Source organism: Hymenobacter lapidiphilus, assembly GCF_013377885.1.
Taxonomy (GTDB): Bacteria; Bacteroidota; Bacteroidia; order Cytophagales; family Hymenobacteraceae; genus Hymenobacter; species Hymenobacter lapidiphilus.
Map to the genome: position 1 here is coordinate 135,642 of NZ_JABKAU010000008.1, position 15,929 is coordinate 151,570.

Annotated in this window: 16 protein-coding genes and 1 tRNA gene; 10 read left to right on the forward strand and 7 right to left on the reverse strand. The window is 58.8% G+C overall.

The window, feature by feature from the left end:
- Positions 1-120: 120 nt before the first annotated feature.
- A tRNA-Gln gene (locus HW554_RS06320) sits at positions 121-193 on the reverse strand.
- Positions 194-461: 268 nt separating this feature from the next.
- On the opposite strand from HW554_RS06320, the gene atpD reads away from it, so the two are divergent.
- The 5 genes from atpD to HW554_RS06345 all read left to right on the forward strand — a co-directional run bounded on the left by atpD (position 462) and on the right by HW554_RS06345 (position 5,371).
- Positions 462-1,967: a F0F1 ATP synthase subunit beta gene (gene atpD, locus HW554_RS06325; protein WP_176907735.1), complete on the forward strand. Its 1,506-nt coding sequence runs from the start codon at positions 462-464 to the stop codon at positions 1,965-1,967.
- A gap of 104 nt (positions 1,968-2,071) precedes the next feature.
- Complete coding sequence (gene atpC, locus HW554_RS06330; RefSeq protein ID WP_176907736.1) at positions 2,072-2,311, forward strand: ATP synthase F1 subunit epsilon; 240 nt, start codon at positions 2,072-2,074, stop codon at positions 2,309-2,311.
- Between the two features lie 80 nt (positions 2,312-2,391).
- Positions 2,392-3,525 carry a trans-sulfuration enzyme family protein gene (locus HW554_RS06335; protein ID WP_176907737.1) on the forward strand — a complete coding sequence of 378 codons (1,134 nt, stop codon included), beginning with the start codon at positions 2,392-2,394 and terminating at the stop codon, positions 3,523-3,525.
- Positions 3,526-3,811: 286 nt separating this feature from the next.
- Positions 3,812-4,264: a DUF2147 domain-containing protein gene (locus HW554_RS06340; protein ID WP_176907738.1), complete on the forward strand. Its 453-nt coding sequence runs from the start codon at positions 3,812-3,814 to the stop codon at positions 4,262-4,264.
- A 3-nt stretch (positions 4,265-4,267) separates the two neighbouring features.
- On the forward strand, positions 4,268-5,371 hold the full coding sequence (locus tag HW554_RS06345) for a DUF6268 family outer membrane beta-barrel protein (protein WP_176907739.1): 1,104 nt from the start codon (positions 4,268-4,270) through the stop codon (positions 5,369-5,371).
- A 230-nt stretch (positions 5,372-5,601) separates the two neighbouring features.
- On the opposite strand, the gene HW554_RS06350 is transcribed toward HW554_RS06345, so the two are convergent.
- From HW554_RS06350 to HW554_RS06360, 3 genes are all read right to left on the reverse strand, one after another.
- Entirely contained in the window at positions 5,602-6,747 is a 1,146-nt protein-coding gene (locus HW554_RS06350; RefSeq protein WP_176907740.1) for a DegT/DnrJ/EryC1/StrS family aminotransferase, read from the reverse strand.
- A gap of 215 nt (positions 6,748-6,962) precedes the next feature.
- Positions 6,963-7,664, reverse strand: coding sequence for an acetyltransferase (locus tag HW554_RS06355; RefSeq protein WP_176907741.1), 702 nt, complete (start codon positions 7,662-7,664; stop codon positions 6,963-6,965).
- 2 nt (positions 7,665-7,666) lie between these two features.
- Positions 7,667-8,365, reverse strand: a complete 699-nt coding sequence (locus HW554_RS06360) for a sugar transferase (RefSeq protein WP_317170835.1) — start codon at positions 8,363-8,365, stop codon at positions 7,667-7,669.
- Between the two features lie 117 nt (positions 8,366-8,482).
- Here HW554_RS06360 and ispE point away from each other — a divergent pair, with 117 nt between their 5' ends.
- Together ispE and HW554_RS06370 are read left to right on the forward strand one after the other, a co-directional pair.
- Positions 8,483-9,304, forward strand: coding sequence for a 4-(cytidine 5'-diphospho)-2-C-methyl-D-erythritol kinase (ispE, locus tag HW554_RS06365; RefSeq protein ID WP_176907742.1), 822 nt, complete (start codon positions 8,483-8,485; stop codon positions 9,302-9,304).
- Positions 9,305-9,392: 88 nt separating this feature from the next.
- Positions 9,393-9,752: a hypothetical protein gene (locus HW554_RS06370; protein ID WP_176907743.1), complete on the forward strand. Its 360-nt coding sequence runs from the start codon at positions 9,393-9,395 to the stop codon at positions 9,750-9,752.
- Between the two features lie 134 nt (positions 9,753-9,886).
- On the opposite strand, the gene HW554_RS06375 is transcribed toward HW554_RS06370, so the two are convergent.
- The 3 genes from HW554_RS06375 to tgt form a co-directional block, all read right to left on the reverse strand.
- Entirely contained in the window at positions 9,887-10,810 is a 924-nt protein-coding gene (locus HW554_RS06375) for a DMT family transporter (RefSeq protein ID WP_176907744.1), read from the reverse strand.
- A gap of 92 nt (positions 10,811-10,902) precedes the next feature.
- Positions 10,903-11,979: an LptF/LptG family permease gene (locus tag HW554_RS06380; RefSeq protein ID WP_176907745.1), complete on the reverse strand. Its 1,077-nt coding sequence runs from the start codon at positions 11,977-11,979 to the stop codon at positions 10,903-10,905.
- 157 nt (positions 11,980-12,136) lie between these two features.
- Positions 12,137-13,267, reverse strand: a complete 1,131-nt coding sequence (gene tgt / locus HW554_RS06385; RefSeq protein ID WP_176907746.1) for a tRNA guanosine(34) transglycosylase Tgt — start codon at positions 13,265-13,267, stop codon at positions 12,137-12,139.
- A gap of 154 nt (positions 13,268-13,421) precedes the next feature.
- Here tgt and HW554_RS06390 point away from each other — a divergent pair, with 154 nt between their 5' ends.
- The 3 genes from HW554_RS06390 (at position 13,422) to rsmG (ending at position 15,924) form a co-directional block, all read left to right on the forward strand.
- A complete protein-coding gene (locus HW554_RS06390; RefSeq protein ID WP_176907747.1) occupies positions 13,422-14,540 on the forward strand; it encodes a glycosyltransferase in 1,119 nt (372 codons plus the stop codon).
- Positions 14,531-15,145, forward strand: a complete 615-nt coding sequence (locus HW554_RS06395; RefSeq protein ID WP_092738715.1) for an RNA polymerase sigma factor — start codon at positions 14,531-14,533, stop codon at positions 15,143-15,145. The genes HW554_RS06390 and HW554_RS06395 overlap by 10 nt, the downstream gene beginning before the upstream one ends.
- A 158-nt stretch (positions 15,146-15,303) precedes the next feature.
- Positions 15,304-15,924: a 16S rRNA (guanine(527)-N(7))-methyltransferase RsmG gene (rsmG, locus tag HW554_RS06400; protein WP_176907748.1), complete on the forward strand. Its 621-nt coding sequence runs from the start codon at positions 15,304-15,306 to the stop codon at positions 15,922-15,924.
- Positions 15,925-15,929: the final 5 nt, after the last annotated feature.

Below are 15,929 nucleotides of genomic sequence, written 5' to 3' on the forward strand. Positions count from 1 at the left end.
TGCCTGCAAAATCCGTGAAATCCGCCCAGATTCGAGTTAATCTGTGGCCTGTAAAAGCGCGAAAGGCGCCGACTCTTCCGGGGGAGGAAGAATCAGCGCCTTTCGCGTTGGCTGTGTCGGTTGTCCGACCAGGGCTCGAACCTGGACTTTCTTGAATCAAAATCAAGCGTGTTGCCAGTTACACCATCGGACAATTTCCGGGCGGCTTTCCGGGTAAGCGGTGCCGTTTGGTTGTGCAAATGTACGGGGGCTTTTATTACGGGCAAATTTCCGGCGATTTTTTTTTGCCCTAATCGTGACTTCAAGGAGTATCGGAAGGTCTTTCGGGGCTGAAAATCAGGGTTTCATAGGCCAAAAAAAAAGTTGAACAAACCCCATCGGCATCCGCTTTGGCAATGCCACGATTAAGCCGTAGTTTTGCGGCCTGAATCGTTGCACCCAATTCCAACCTATACATAGCAATGGCGAATACCGGCAAAATCACCCAGGTTATCGGTCCCGTCGTGGACGTGAGCTTCGCGGGTGAAAACTCCAAGCTTCCCAATATTCTCGACGCCCTCGAAGTAACCAAAGGCAACGGTCAGACGATCGTGCTGGAGGTGCAGCAGCACCTGGGCGAAGACCGGGTTCGTACCATCGCCATGGACTCGACCGAGGGTCTGACCCGTGGTGCCGGCGTACGTGACCTGGGCGCACCCATCTCGATGCCTACGGGCGAAGGAGTAAAAGGCCGCCTGTTTAACGTAATCGGCGAGGCTATCGACGGCATTCCGCAGCCCAAGAGCGACGGCGCACTGTCCATTCACCGTTCGGCTCCGGCCTTCGAGGAACTGGCCACGTCGTCGGAAGTATTCTTCACCGGCATTAAGGTAATCGACCTGCTGGCTCCTTATGTGAAGGGCGGTAAAATTGGCTTGTTCGGCGGTGCCGGCGTAGGCAAAACCGTACTCATCCAGGAACTCATCAACAACGTAGCCAAGGCCTACGAAGGTCTGTCGGTGTTTGCCGGCGTAGGCGAGCGGACCCGCGAAGGCAACGACTTGCTGCGTGAATTCATTGAGGCCAACATCATTCGCTACGGCGACGCGTTCAAGCACTCGATGGAAGAAGGCGGCTGGGACCTGAGCAAGGTTGACATGGCCGAGATGGAGAAGTCGCAGGCCACGCTGGTGTTCGGCCAGATGAACGAGCCCCCCGGAGCCCGTGCCCGCGTAGCCCTTTCGGGCCTCACCATTGCCGAAAGCTTCCGTGATGGCGACGGCACCGGTGCCGGCCGCGACATCCTGTTCTTCATCGACAACATTTTCCGCTTCACGCAGGCCGGCTCCGAGGTATCGGCACTGCTGGGCCGTATGCCATCGGCCGTAGGTTACCAGCCTACGCTGGCCACCGAAATGGGTGCCATGCAGGAGCGGATTACCTCCACCAAGCGCGGTTCTATTACGTCGGTGCAGGCCGTGTATGTGCCTGCCGATGACTTGACCGACCCGGCTCCGGCTAACACCTTTGCTCACTTGGATGCCACGACGGTACTGAGCCGTAAAATTGCCGAGCTGGGTATCTACCCGGCCGTTGACCCACTCGACTCCACCTCGCGCATCCTGTCGGCCGACATTCTGGGCGACGAGCACTACAACACCGCCCAGCGCGTGAAAGAGTTGCTCCAGCGCTACAAGGAACTGCAGGACATCATTGCCATTCTGGGCATGGATGAGCTGAGCGAGGAGGACAAGCAGGTAGTAAACCGCGCCCGTCGCGTGCAGCGCTTCCTGTCGCAGCCCTTTTTCGTGGCCGAGCAGTTCACCGGTCTCAAAGGGGTGCTGGTTGACATCAAGGACACCATCAAAGGCTTCAACGAAATCATCGACGGCAAGCACGACCACCTGCCCGAGGCTTCCTTCAACCTCGTTGGCAACATCGAGGACGCCGTAGCCAAAGGAGAGCGTCTGATTGCCGAAGCCAAGTAATTTTTTTAGCTGTTAGCCATTAGCTGTTAGCTGTTAGCTTTTCGTTAGAGAAGTGGCAGAAAATAGCTAATGGCTAACAGCTGAAAGCTAACAGCTAAAAGAATATGCATCTGGAAATCATCACGCCCGACCGCAAGGTGTTTGAAGGCGAGGTAACATCGGCCCGGTTTCCGGGAGCCGATGGCTTTTTTGAAGTCCTCAACGACCACGCCCCGCTAATTTCGGCGCTGAAAGCCGGTGAAATCGTCATCAACGGCGGCGCCAGCCGCTTCCAGGTAGAAGGCGGCGTAGTGGAAGTGCTGCGCAATAACGTCATCGTACTGGCCGAGGGCGCTTCGGCGTAATCTTCGGTTTCAGCTTCTATTGAAAAGCCTTTCCTTTGCGGGAAAGGCTTTTCTGCTTTTTCAGCCCGAATTAACGATTCATGGAAATCCACCCCAAAATCACCCCGATTTATCAGACTTCGGTTTTCAAGTTTGAGGACCTCAACGAACTGGAGCTGTATTTCGGGGAGCCGGGGAGCCGCTACCTGTACTCGCGCAACGGCAACCCCAACTCCGACGAGCTGGCGGCGGCCGTAACGCAGCTGGAAGGCGGTGCCGGGGCGGTGGCTACCGGCTCGGGCATGGCGGCAATTTTCGCGGCCGTTTTGGCCTGTTGCGAGGCCGGCGACCATGTGCTGTGTGCGGCTGACATCTATGGGGGCTCGTCGGCGCTGCTGAGCCAGGAGCTAAGCCGGCTGGGCATTGCAGTGAGCTATGTGCCCTTCGCCGACCTGACCACCAACCTGGCCGCCTACGCGCAGCCCCGCACCCGGCTGCTGCTCTGCGAAACCATCAGCAACCCGCTGCTGCGCGTCATCAACCTACGGGCCACTGCCGATGCTGCCCACGCGCTGGGCCTGAAGCTGGTGGTGGATAATACGTTTGCCTCGCCCGTCATCACCCGCCCCTTGGAGCACGGGGCTGATATGGTAATGCACAGCGTAACGAAATACCTGGCCGGCCACTCCGACGTAACGGCTGGTGCAGTAGTGGCCCGCACGCCCGAAGATGCTGCCCGGCTCCGGCAAATCGGGACGCTGTTTGGGTTGACGCTGAGCCCGATGGAAAGCTGGCTGGCCGTACGGGGCCTGAAAACCCTGCGGCTGCGTATGGAGGCCCATTGCCGTAATGCGCAGGCCGTAGCCGAACTGCTGGCGCGCCACCCAGCCGTGGGGGAGGTGTTCTATCCGGGCCTGCCCGAGCATCCGCAGCACCAGTTGGCGGCCACCCAGGGCGGCGGCAGCTTCGGCGGCATGGTATCCTTCCGGCTGGCCAACGACACGACAGAGGCCGTGAGCCGCTTTATGCGAGCCTGCCAGCGGTTCCCGTTCGCGCCTTCGCTGGCGGGCGTCGATTCGTCGCTTTCGTACCCGGCCGGCACCTCGCACCGGGCTTTAACCGAGGAGCAACGGCGGGAACTGGGCATTACGGCCGGGCTGGTGCGCCTGAGCGTGGGCATCGAGCCGGCCAGCGAGTTGCTAGCCGATTTGCAGCAGGCCCTGGCGGCACTTTAAACGGTTGCATCAGTAGGGGCGGACAACAGAAAGAGGCAGGTGAGCATAATCATCGGCCTCTTTTCTTGTCATTAACAGCCAACGGTAAAAACTGTCATGCAGTGGCTTCGCCTCCTTAAATCGAGTTGCAATCTTCTATCGGTGAATAGTATAATCGAAGCATCTGTGCTTCGAGGGAAAGACTGTAGATTAAAATAGTATTAAAACTACTTTTAAGGATAGCATTGCTTTGATTTTGGCTTTGGGCATTATACTTTTAGCTGTTCTATCTCATTTCCCACTTCCCATGAACCAGTTAAAAAAGAGCCTGTTAATCCTGTTTGTCTGCCTGTTTAGCGCCGTTGCGGCCCTGGCTAATAATCCCGATGCCGTAGTGGGCGTGTGGAAAAATGGGGAGGGCACGGGCATGATTCAGATTTACAAAAGCGGCGATAAATATTTCGGTCGGCTGGTATGGCTGAAAGTGCCCAACAACCCCGATGGTACTCCCCGTACTGACGTCAACAACCCCGACGAAGCGGCCCGGAAAAAGCCGCTGAAAGGCCTCGTGAATATGCGCAGCTTCACCTATGCCGGCGACAACAAGTGGGAAGCCGGCAACATTTACGACCCCAAAAACGGCAGCGACTACTCCTGCGAGATGACGCTCGTGGACCCCAATACGCTGGAAGTACGCGGCTTTATCGGTGTGTCGCTTTTCGGCCGTACCGATGTGTGGAAGCGGCAGGTAAAGAAGTAATCGATGCAGTCTCTTTCTCGCTTCCTGCTTCCCGGGGCCTTATTGGTCCTGAGTTCCGTATTCGCCGCGCCGGTCTGTGCCCAAGACCTGCCCACTCCCTCCGACTCGCTGGGTGTGGAGGACTTTGGCAGCTTCGGCAACGCCGACGCCAGCGCCAACCGCCCCTACGCCAGCCAAAAAGTTCTGGGGCAAAGCCCCACCAAGCTTATTTCGGTAGGCTATGAAGGACAGGGGCACTTCGACTTCAACTCGGTGGGTCCGCACCGCCAACTGTTCGTGCCCAGCCCCGAACCTAATCCGACTGGGTCCGAACCGACAGTCGTCACCGAGTTGGATGAGCGGGTAAACCGTTTTGGGGGGCTGCGGCTGGGCTTCAACGCGCCGGTCATTTCCAACTCGAAGCTGATTCTGAACCTGGGCCTCACGTACTGGAATACGGACGTGAACATCAATAATCCCCGTACTTCGTCGCTATTTACAGGGCTGAACCGCGGGCTGCGTTCAACCGGCTTCAACGCCACTGTCTTCCGGCCCCTCAATGAGAAGAACTACCTGCTGGTGCAGGGTAACGTCGACCTGAACGGAACCTACCGCAACTTCGACGATATAAGCAGTAAGGGCTTCACGTACAGCGGCACGGCTATTTATGGCTGGAAACCGAACGAAAATTACATGTGGGGGCTGGGCATTACGCGCACTTACCGGGCCGGACAGCTGCTGCACATTCCGGTAGTGTACTATTTCCGCACCTTCAGCCCCAAGTGGGGAGTAGAGGCTATTTTTCCGGCCCGCGTGAACCTGCGCCGCAGCTTCGGCGCAAATTCGCTGCTCATGCTCGGCTACGAGATTGAGGGCAACGCCTACTACATCGGATCGGTTAACGGGCAGGACACGTACCTGCGCCGGGGCGAGCTAAAGCCACGCCTCACCTACGAGCGCAAGCTCACCGGCTTCGTGTGGCTCTCGGCGCAGGCTGGCTACCGCTATAACTACCGCTTCAATGCCTTCAGCACCCAAAACCCGGAAGGCGACGACAACCCGGTGTTCACCAACACGCTGACCAACCCGCTCTACTTCAACCTGAGCATCAATCTGGTCAGCCCTTAATCCGGCGGCTCCGTGCCGCTTCCCTCTATTCCAGCTGGCAACACATTTTTCGCATGTGAAGCTGGTTTCGGGCCACGCCTGCTGCAACGGGCGTGGCCTTTTTGTGTGCCGACTGAGGAAGGGGAATAATATGCCTTCGTAACTTGAGATATACTGCTAGGGTGAGGTTTTGTACTCTGAGAACTAGTAATGGAACCTTATATGCTACTTGCTGGCGGGTTGTGCTGATTTCAGATGGGCCACAGCGTCCGGATAGCATCGGCTATGCGGCGCAGGTCGGTTTCCGTCAGGGCCGAGCCGGAAGGCAGGCAGAGGCCGCGGGTAAATAAGTCGGTACAAACCGCGCCGTCGTACATGGGCACGCCGGCAAAAAGCGGCTGCAGGTGCAGGGGCTTCCAGAGCGGGCGGCTTTCGATGTTGCGGGTTTCGAGGTGCAGGCGTAGCTGTTCGGGCGTAACGCTGGTTTCGGCCGGGTCGAGGAGCAGGCAGGTAAGCCAGCGGTTGGCGCGGCCCGTGGCGGGCTCGGTGGGACCAAAGGAGAGGCCGGGTAAGTCCTGGAGCTTTTCCTGGTACCAGGCATAGATTTCGCGGCGCTTCTTCACGCGGTCATCCAGCAGGCCCATCTGGCCCCGCCCGATGCCAGCCAGCAGGTTGCTAAGGCGGTAGTTGTAGCCCAGTTCCGAGTGCTGATAGTAATGTGCATCGTCGCGGGCCTGGGTGGCCCAGGCGCGGGCTTTGGCGGCCCAGGCGGCGTTGTTGGTTGTCAGCATGCCGCCGCCGCTGGTGGTCAGGATTTTGTTGCCATTGAAGGAAAACACGCCCACGGCCCCGAACGAGCCCAGCGGTTTGCCCTCGTAGGTCGCGCCGAGGGCTTCGGCCGCATCTTCGAGAATTGGCACTTCAAACTCTTCGGCCAGCGCCAGAATTTCGCGCAGCTTGCAGGGCATGCCATACAGGTGAACCACGATGAGGGCGCGGGGCAGGCGGTTCTGGCGTCGACGGTCTTCCAGGGCCTCCCGCAGCCGGCTGGGGCACATGTTCCAGGTTTCGGTCTCGCTGTCGATGAACACCGGCGTGGCCCCGAGGTAGGTGATGGGGTTGGCCGTGGCCACGAACGTGAACGAGGGGCACAGCACTTCATCGCCCGGCCCTACGCCCAGCAGCCGTAGCCCCAGGTGGATGGCCGCCGTACCCGAGTTGAGGGCCAATGCGTGCGCTACGCCGGTAAAGGCGCACACATCCTGCTCGAAGCCATCGAGGTTGGGCCCAACCGGGGCCACCCAGTTGTCCTCGATGGCCTTGTGCAGGTAGTTGAGCTCGTGGCGGCCGAGGTGGGGTGGAGAGAGGTAAAGGCGGTCGTAATCCTGGCTGTGCATGGGTGGTTTTCTCGCAAAGGTTCGCGGAGGAATGCGCGGAGGTAAAAGGTGGTTTTGTGGGGGGCAACGAGCGGCTTATTAGGAAAGCAAAATAACAGAACGTCATGCAGTACGGCATCGAGGCGTCTCGTATGCAACTCTTATCATACCGAAGCCATTTCCAACATCAGCAGGCGAGATGCTTCGCTGGGCTCTGCATAACGTTCTGTTTATTCCTACTTCGCAACCACGCGGGCCGGCACGCCCACGGCGGTACAGCCGGCGGGCAGGTCGCGGATGGCCACGGCACCGGCTCCAAGTACGGTGCGGGGCCCGATGCGGACTTGCTGGAGCACGGTGGCGTTGGTGCCCAGGTACACGCCGGCTTCCAGGTGGGCCCCGCCGCCCACGTTGGCATGAGGCATCAGGGAGCAGAAATCATCCAGTACGGCATCGTGGCCCACGGTGCAGCCCAGGTTCAAGAGCACATGGCGGCCCAGGCGAATATCGGTGGTGAGGATGCAGCCCTTAGTGATGATGCAGCCGGCCCCGAACTGCAGGTGCTGGAACGACTCGGCGCTGACGCTGGGATGGATGAGTATCGGGAAATGGAGCTGCGGCGAAGTGAGCCGGGCCACTACGGCTGTGCGGCTGGTGCTGCTGCCCACGGCTACGGCCACGGCCAGCGGCTCGGGCGTGGCGTTCAGGTCGGCGGCGGTGCCCAGGTAGCGCAGGCCGTGAATGAGGTCGGTGGCAGGGGGCTGGTCGTCGTAGAAGCCCACTAGGTCCCAGGTAGGGGCCACGGCGTTCAGCTGCCGCAGCAGCACCAGTACCTCACGGCCCAGCCCGCCGGCCCCGAAAATGGCCAGCCGGCGCGGCGCTTCTGGTTGGGGCGGGGCCGAAGGCGCGGGTATATCGGAGCTGCTGGAAAGGTGCACGGTTAGCGGTTCGAGTGGGAGGCGGGAGGAAGAGAAGAAGCTGGTGTGCCGGTGAAGGCCGTAGCCGTGGCCTGGCCGGGAGCCGAAACGCCCCGCGCCCCAAGCACCCGGGCCACGGTGCGCCCCAAAATTCGTAAATCCAGCCCGAAAGAAAGGTTATCGACGTACCAGACGTCAAAGGCGAACTTCTGCTCCCAGCTGATAGCATTGCGCCCGTTTACCTGGGCCCAGCCCGTAATGCCGGGTCGCACGGCGTGGCGGCGGGCCTGCTCGGGCGAGTACAGCGGCAGGTACTGCACCAGCAGCGGCCGCGGGCCTATCAGGCTCAGCTCGCCGCGCAGCACGTTCCAGAGCTGGGGCAGCTCGTCGAGCGAGGTGGCCCGCACCCAGCGGCCCAGCGGCGGCAGGCGCTCGGCGTCGGGCAACGGCTGGCCGGCCTTGTCGCGTCGGTCGGGCATCGTCTGGAGCTTGTAGAAGGTGAATATCCGGCCCCCGAGGCCCGGCCGGGGCTGCCGAAACAGCCACGCCCCGCCGTTCTGGATGGCCAACGCCAGCGCTACCGGCAGCAGCAGCGGTGCGGCCAGCAGCAGGGCAGGGGCCGCCAGCGCTACATCGAGCAGGCGCTTGCCACGGCGGGCATACCAACTTTCGGAGCTGTTAGCGGCTAGCTGTTGGCTGTTAGCTTTCGTTGAGCGGGCCAAGGCAGCAGGGAATTTGTTGATGAAAACCGTTATCCTGGCAAAACGCGGAATATTGCGCAGAGTTTCTTCCCAAAGCTAACAGCCAGCAGCTAACCGCTAACAGCTTTTTCAACATCTATGCTCGTTTTTCCCAACGCCAAGCTCAACCTGGGGCTCTACGTGACCGGCCTGCGGCCCGATGGTTTCCGCAACCTCGAATCGGTGTTTGTACCGCTGCCCTGGTGCGACGCCTTTGAGGTGCTGCCTGCGCCCGCCGGCGCCGAAACCAGCCTCAGCTTCAGCGGCCTGCCTATCCCGGGCGAGCCCGAAACCAACTTGTGCCGGCGCGCCTACGAGCTGCTGGCCGCCGACTTCCGGCTGCCGCCCGTGCAGCTGCACCTGCACAAGGATGTACCCATTGGGGCGGGGCTGGGTGGGGGCTCGGCCGATGCGGCTTTTGCTCTCAAAGCCATAAATAGCCAGTTCGCGCTGGAGTTGCCACCCGAGAAACTCGAAAGCTACGCCCGCCGCCTGGGTTCTGACTGCGCCTTTTTTATCCGCAACGAGCCGGTGTTTGCGCACTCCCGCGGCGACATATTCGACGATTTTGCCCTCGATCTGCGCGGCACACCGACCATGGTGGTGTACCCCGGCCTGCACATCAGTACGGCCGAGGCCTATGCCCGCGTGGTGCCCCGCACCCCGCACCACGACCTACGCCAGAGCCTCGCCCAGCCTATGCAAACCTGGCGCGAAACCGTCAGTAACGACTTCGAGGAGGCCCTGACCCCGATGTACCCGGTGCTGGCCGAGGTGAAGGAACAGCTCTACGCTGCCGGCGCTACCTACGCCAGCCTCTCGGGCTCGGGTTCGGCCGTGTACGGGCTGTTTCCGGAGCTGCCGCAGGTGCCGGAGCTGCACTGGCCGCCGGAGTTTACCGTTTGGCGCGGGCAATTGTAGGAGTGCGTTGCGCGTTCAGGTGATTCTGGCGAGGGATTGGGAATAGGATAGTGAAATCAATGTTCATTGTAAATTAAAAACTAAAAAAATGTCAGAGTACACTCTTTATTCATGGGGGGCATCAGAAGTCCCAGATCTGAGCGATTATAATCCTGTTGGAGATTTTTGCATTGAAGTGCAATTTGATTTAAAGTATGCAGAAGAAGATGGACTAATAACTTATTGGTTTATCCTAGCTAATAATAATGGTCTATTTCATTACATTGAAAATAATTTACATGAAGATGAAATGTTCTTATCAGTGAAGAAGATAATTATAACAAAGGAATTTAGCTATGAAAATCTTATGTTATTTTTAAATAATGAGGTCAGAGATAAATGTATAGTATTAAATAACTTTGATTTATGCAGATATTTGAATTCTGAGTTTAATGAATCAATTGATTAATGTAATATAAATAATAATATGTATTTTAATAAAAATAAGGTAAAGATATTGCATTGAAGAGGTCACTGCAGGTGTCAGCCACTTGTTTTAGTAGTCGTTGAGAATAGATCCGGAGAAGTATGTACGCTGCGCTCCTACGCCGTAATTGGATTCCGCCGGAGCAGCCGGCGCTTGTCCCAACGGTCGAGCAGCGGGTGGATGAGGACGCTGACGAGGATGATGACGGTGCCCACATAGAAGCCGGGCGAGAGTTTCTCTTCCTCGAAACCGGCTACGCCCCACGAATACAGGATAACGGCCATGACGATGCCGTACACGGGTTCCAGGTTGATGGTGAGGTTGACTACGAAGGCCGAAATGCGCTTCATCAGTTCGACTGAAGCCGAGAAGGCGTACACCGTACACACGCCGGCCAGCAGCGCCAGCCACAGCCAGTCGTAGCCGTGCAACGCCAGCTGCAGGCCTTTGCCGTTGGTGAAATAGTGGCTGTAGAGCGGCAGAAACAGCGTAATGCTCAGGCAGGCGCCTACCATCTCGTACAGCGTAAGCTTTAGCGGAGGGTGCTGCTTTACCAGCTTGGAGTTGATGACGCTGAACAGCGCCGACAGCCCGGCCGATATAATGGCCACGCCCAGCCCCAGCAGCTGCCCCAGCTCAGCCTGCGACACAATGTAGAGGCCCACCATCGTGAGCAAACCCAACGCCACCTCGTAACCGCGCACCTTGCGCCAGAGCACCAGCGGCTCTAGCAACGAAGTCCAGAGGGCCAGCGTAGCCATGCCGGCGAGGCTCACGCTCACCGAAGCTAGCCGGGCCGACAGGAAGAACGTAATCCAGTGGGCAGCCACCAATGCCCCCACACCCAGCAGCCGCGCCGCATCGGCGGCCGGCATGCGCCAGGGGCGGCGCCGAATCAGGAGCAGCGCCAGCAGGCCCACGCTCGCTAGCCCCGTGCGCCAGAACACCAGCTCAACCGGCGGCACTGTAATCAGCTTGCCCAAAATGGCCGTGAAGCCCCACAGCAACACAATAAAATGCAGGCGTAGATAGTCTTTCACGTGGTGATTTGGTGAGTTTGACGTTTGGGGAAGGGGAGCGGGATGGCGCAGAGGTGGGATGACGGCCTCATCCCACCTCTGCGCCACTCCGCCTACTGTGGTATCACCCTATACAATACCGCGCCGATGGCGGTGAACACGATGCTTGGGACCCAGGCGGCCAGCAGGGGCGAGAGGGTGCCGACAGCCGCCAGGTTGCGGCTCAGAATCACGAAGATGATGAACACGAACGCCAGCACAAAGCCCAGCGCAATTTGCCCGCCCACGCCGGCGCGGCTCTTGCGGGCGCTCATAATCACCCCGATTACCGTGAGGATGAACATGGCATAGGGATAAGCGAACCGCTCGTACTTCTCGCTCAGGTACACTTGCGTGTCGTCGGCGCCGCGGGCTATTTTGGTGTTGATGTAGCGGTTGAGTTCGGGCAGCGTCAGGGTTTCGGCCAGGCGGTAAGTGCTGGCGAAATCCTTCGGGAACAGGTTGAGCGTAGTGTCGCGGGCGGCCAGCGTCTTGAGGCTTTCCTTTTCCCCACTGAAGGTGCGCACCAGCTGGGGCGTCAGGTGCCAGGCCTGTTTGGTGGAGTCCCAGGTGATGGCCTCGGCCGTGAGCCGGCGCTTGAGTAGTTGCCCGTCGATGGTTTCGAGCGCGAACTTGTAGCCTACGTTGTTCACGTTGTCGTAGCTCTCCATGAACGCATAGTCCTGGGGGCCAATTTTGAAATGCACGTTGCGCCCGCTGAACCGGTAGGGGTTCTTGATGTACTTCTTCTCGAACTCGACCCGCGTTTTGTTGGCAATCGGAATCAACCAGCCCGTCATGGCCATCGTGAGCAGGCCCAGAATGGCGCTGCCCATCACATAAGGCAGCAGAAACCGTTTGAAGCTAATGCCCGAAGCCAGCATGGCTACTACCTCGGTGCGCGAGGCCAGCTGGGCCGTTACGAATACCACCGCAATAAACACCGTGATGGGCGAGAGCAGGTTGGCGAAGTACGGAAACAGGTTCAGATAATATTCCGTCAGAATTTGCCATCCCCCCAGGTCGTGCTGCAGAAAGTCGTCGTTCTTCTCCGTGAAGTCAATCACGCAGATAACCGACACGAGCAGCACCACCGTGAAAAAAAACGCGGTGAGAAACTTGCCGATGATGTATTTATCGAGAATCTTCATGGAAATCAACGGTCATGCTGAGCGAAGCGGAGCGGAGTCGAAGCATCTCTCCCGCAATGGTAATCCTGACGATAGGTTGGTTTGGCAAAAAAGCAGTAGAGATGCTTCGACTTCGCTCCGCTTCGCTCAGCATGACCCGTTCTTTTGCACTCGTTCTTTACAGTCGCGTCATCAGCTTCTTTACCATCACGTCCTTCCACTCCCTGAACGTGCCGGCCAGAATTTGCAGGCGGGCCTGCTTTACCAGCCAGAGGTAAAAGGTGAGGTTGTGGATGGAGGCAATCTGGGGCCCGAGCATTTCCTTGCTGTGGAACAGGTGGCGCACGTAGCTGCGCGAGTAAAATGTGCTCACGTAGCCGCCCAGCTCGGCGTCAATCGGCTCAAAATCCTCGGCCCACTTGCGGGCCGCCAGGTTCATGATGCCTTGGGTGGTGTACACCAAGCCGTTGCGGGCGTTGCGGGTGGGCATTACGCAGTCGAACATATCTACGCCCAACGCAATATTTTCGAGGATATTGGCCGGCGTGCCCACGCCCATCAGGTAGCGGGGCTTGTCTTTGGGCAGAATGTCGCAGACCAGCTCGGTCATCTCGTACATCATGTCGGCTGGCTCGCCCACGCTCAGGCCGCCAATGGCGTTGCCCTCGCGGCCCTGCTCGGCCACAAACTCGGCCGACTTAATGCGTAGATCCTTGAACGTGGAGCCCTGCACAATGGGGAACAGCGTCTGGGAGTAACCGTAGTGCCCCTCGGTGCTGTCGAAACGCTGGATGCAGCGCTTGAGCCAGCGGTGCGTCATGTCGAGCGAGCGGGCGGCGTAGTCGTACTCGCAGGGCCAAGGCGTGCACTCGTCGAAGGCCATCATAATATCGGCCCCGATGGTGCGCTGAATGTCCATCACGCCCTCGGGCGTAAACAGGTGCTGGCTGCCATCGACGTGCGAGCGGAACTTGACGCCCTCCTCCTTGATTTTGCGCGTGTTGCTGAGCGAGTACACCTGGTAGCCGCCCGAATCGGTGAGGATGGGCCGGTCCCAGCCGTTAAACTTGTGCAGCCCGCCGGCCTGCCGGATAATGTCGAGGCCGGGGCGCAGGTACAGGTGGTAGGTGTTGCCGAGGATAATTTGGGCGTTGATGTCGTCCTTGAGGTCGCGCTGCTGCACGGCTTTCACGGTGCCGGCCGTGCCCACGGGCATAAATATGGGCGTTTCGATGGACCCGTGGTCGGTGTGGACTACCCCGGCGCGGGCCTTGGAGTGCGGGTCAGTCGTGAGAAGGTCGAAAGTCATTGGTACGGAGAAGCTAGGAGCTAGAAGTCAGGAGCTAGAAGGAAGAAGTGGAAAACCGGACTGTAGGCCCTGCTTCTATCTTCTAGCTCCTAACTCCTGGCTTCTTCCTGCAAAGGTACATTGAATGCCTACTTTTGCGGCTTCGAAAACCTTTATGTTTCTCTCCTACTCTCCGGCCGTTTGGCTGCTGCTGGCGGCCGTGCTGGTGCAGCTCTACTTCGCGCTCTACTACTTCCGGGCCTTTGCCATGCGCCAGCCCGACCCGGAAACGGCCGCTGCCGCCGCCGACCTGCCCGTTTCGGTGCTCGTGTGTGCCCGCAACGAGCACGCCAACCTGGAACGCCTGCTGCCACTGCTGCTCAGCCAGGACTACCCCGCCGAGCTGCTCGAAATCATCCTCATCGACGACCGTTCGACCGACGGCTCCGGCGCGCTGGCCGCGCAGTTTCCGGGCGTACGCCTCGTTACCGTTCGCAGCACGCCGGCCGGCCTAGCACCCAAGAAATACGCCCTCACGCTGGGCATCAAAACCGCCCGCCATGAACGGCTGCTCTTCACCGATGCCGACTGCATTCCGGCCACCAACCAGTGGGTCAGGTACATGCAGCGCGGTTTTGCCAATGGGGCTGGCTTGGTGCTCGGCTATTCGGCCTACGCGCCCGAACCGGGGGTTCTAAATAAGTTAGTCCGGTTTGAAACCTTACTGACGGGGGCGCAGTATTTGTCGTTCGCCTGGCGAGGCCGGCCCTACATGGGCGTGGGCCGCAACCTGGGCTACACCCGGGCTGTGTTCCACTCCACCAAAGGCTTCGCTTCCCACATCCGTACCCTCAGCGGCGACGACGATTTGCTGGTGCAGGACGCGGTGGCCATTGGGGCCCGGGCGGCCGTAGTGGACCAGCCGGGTGCCCACACGCTCAGCGAAGCCGCGCCTACCTGGGGTGCTTGGTGGCGGCAGAAACGGCGGCATCTGTCGGCCGGTAAGCAGTACCGCTTGGCCGATAGAGTGCGCCTCGGGGCATTCATGGGAGCCAATCTGCTGTACTACTTCCTGGTGGTCGGCCTGCTGTTTTTTCCCGCCAATTGGGTACCTTTGGCTACTGTGTGTCTGCTGCGAACCGTGCTCCTGGGAGCCGTTTATCAGCAGCTCAATCGTCGACTCGAAGGGCAGCTGCCGGCTGCCGCGCTGCCGTTGCTCGATGCCATATATTTCGTAACTTATCTAGCTCTGGGAATCTCCCTATTCCTTAACCGCTCGCTCCGATGGAAGTAAACCAGGAAAAACAGTTCTCTGCCAAAGCCAAGCACGACTTCAAGCTGATTCGGGCCGCCGTTGAAAACAACGACGAAAAGGCCTATGCCGAGCTGATGCAGATTTACAAAAAGCCGGTGTACCACGTGGTGCTGAAAATGGTACGCAACACCGATGACGCCGACGACCTCACCATTGAGGCCTTCGCCAAGGCGTTCAAGAACCTGCACAAATTCAACCCCGAATTTGCCTTCAGCACCTGGTTGTTCCGCATCGCCACCAATAATTGCATCGATTTTATCCGCAAGAATAAAATCAAAACGATGTCGATTGACTCGGCCATCAAGATTGATAACGGCGACGAAATCACCATCGACTTCCGCGACCAGAACCTGAACCCGCAGGAAACGACCATCAAGAACCAGAAAATCGAAATCATGCAGCACGTGGTGTCGCGGCTGCCCGACAAATACCAGCGCCTCGTTACGCTCCGCTACTTCGACGAGCTGAGCTACGAGGAAATTGCCACCGAGCTGAAAGCCCCCCTCGGCACCGTAAAAGCCCAGCTCCACCGCGCCCGCGAGCTGCTGTATGATATGGTAAAGGGCAAAAAGGAAATTATTTAAGGGAAGAGCGACACACCCTCAGAACGTCATTCAGAGCGAAGCGAAGAATCTCGCGTGCGGTCATTGCAATGGTATTGCTACTACTGCAACGACCGCACGCGAGGTTCTTCGCTTCGCTCTGAATGACGTTCTATTTCACCCTTATTTTATTCTCCCCAATGAACTTGCTCGACCACTACTTCCCCCACCTTACCGACCAGCAGCGCCGGCAGTTTACCCAACTCGAAACCGAGTTCCGCAATTGGAACGAGCGCCTCAACCTGGTAGCCCGCTCCGACGTGGATAACCTTACCGAGCGCCACATCCTGCACTCGCTCGGCATTGCCAAGGTGGTGGAGTTTGCGCCTGGCTCGTCGGTGCTCGACGTGGGCACCGGCGGGGGCCTGCCGGGGCTGCCGCTGGCCATTCTGTTTCCTGAGGTGAAGTTTCATCTGGTCGATAGCATCGGCAAGAAGATAAAAGCCGTGCAGGACATGGCCGAAACCCTGCACCTGACCAACGTAACGGCCGAGCAAATCCGCGCCGAGCAGCTCTCCGCTAAATACGACTACATCGTCAGCCGTGCCGTGGCCCGCCTAGCCACCTTCCACACTTGGATTGCCCATCGTTACAAACCCCGCGCTGAATCCGCCCCTAACAGTGGCCTCTACTACCTCAAAGGCGGCGACCTGACCGAAGAAATTGCCGAGTCCGGCCTCCAGGCTCAGGTAACGAACTTGAGCGACTTCTTTGCGGAGGAGTTCTTCGAGACGAAGAAGGTAGTGGTAGTGCCCGTGTAGATTTT

Bases quoted from the DNA above. Each gene is read 5' to 3' on its own strand.
- atpD (WP_176907735.1), top strand. From the start codon at position 462: ATGGCGAATACCGGCAAAATCACCCAGGTTATCGGTCCCGTCGTGGAC.
- atpC (WP_176907736.1), top strand. From the start codon at position 2,072: ATGCATCTGGAAATCATCACGCCCGACCGCAAGGTGTTTGAAGGCGAG.
- HW554_RS06335 (WP_176907737.1), top strand. From the start codon at position 2,392: ATGGAAATCCACCCCAAAATCACCCCGATTTATCAGACTTCGGTTTTC.
- HW554_RS06340 (WP_176907738.1), top strand. From the start codon at position 3,812: ATGAACCAGTTAAAAAAGAGCCTGTTAATCCTGTTTGTCTGCCTGTTT.
- HW554_RS06345 (WP_176907739.1), top strand. From the start codon at position 4,268: ATGCAGTCTCTTTCTCGCTTCCTGCTTCCCGGGGCCTTATTGGTCCTG.
- HW554_RS06350 (WP_176907740.1), bottom strand. From the start codon at position 6,747: ATGCACAGCCAGGATTACGACCGCCTTTACCTCTCTCCACCCCACCTC.
- ispE (WP_176907742.1), top strand. From the start codon at position 8,483: ATGCTCGTTTTTCCCAACGCCAAGCTCAACCTGGGGCTCTACGTGACC.
- HW554_RS06370 (WP_176907743.1), top strand. From the start codon at position 9,393: ATGTCAGAGTACACTCTTTATTCATGGGGGGCATCAGAAGTCCCAGAT.
- HW554_RS06380 (WP_176907745.1), bottom strand. From the start codon at position 11,979: ATGAAGATTCTCGATAAATACATCATCGGCAAGTTTCTCACCGCGTTT.
- tgt (WP_176907746.1), bottom strand. From the start codon at position 13,267: ATGACTTTCGACCTTCTCACGACTGACCCGCACTCCAAGGCCCGCGCC.
- HW554_RS06390 (WP_176907747.1), top strand. From the start codon at position 13,422: ATGTTTCTCTCCTACTCTCCGGCCGTTTGGCTGCTGCTGGCGGCCGTG.
- HW554_RS06395 (WP_092738715.1), top strand. From the start codon at position 14,531: ATGGAAGTAAACCAGGAAAAACAGTTCTCTGCCAAAGCCAAGCACGAC.
- rsmG (WP_176907748.1), top strand. From the start codon at position 15,304: ATGAACTTGCTCGACCACTACTTCCCCCACCTTACCGACCAGCAGCGC.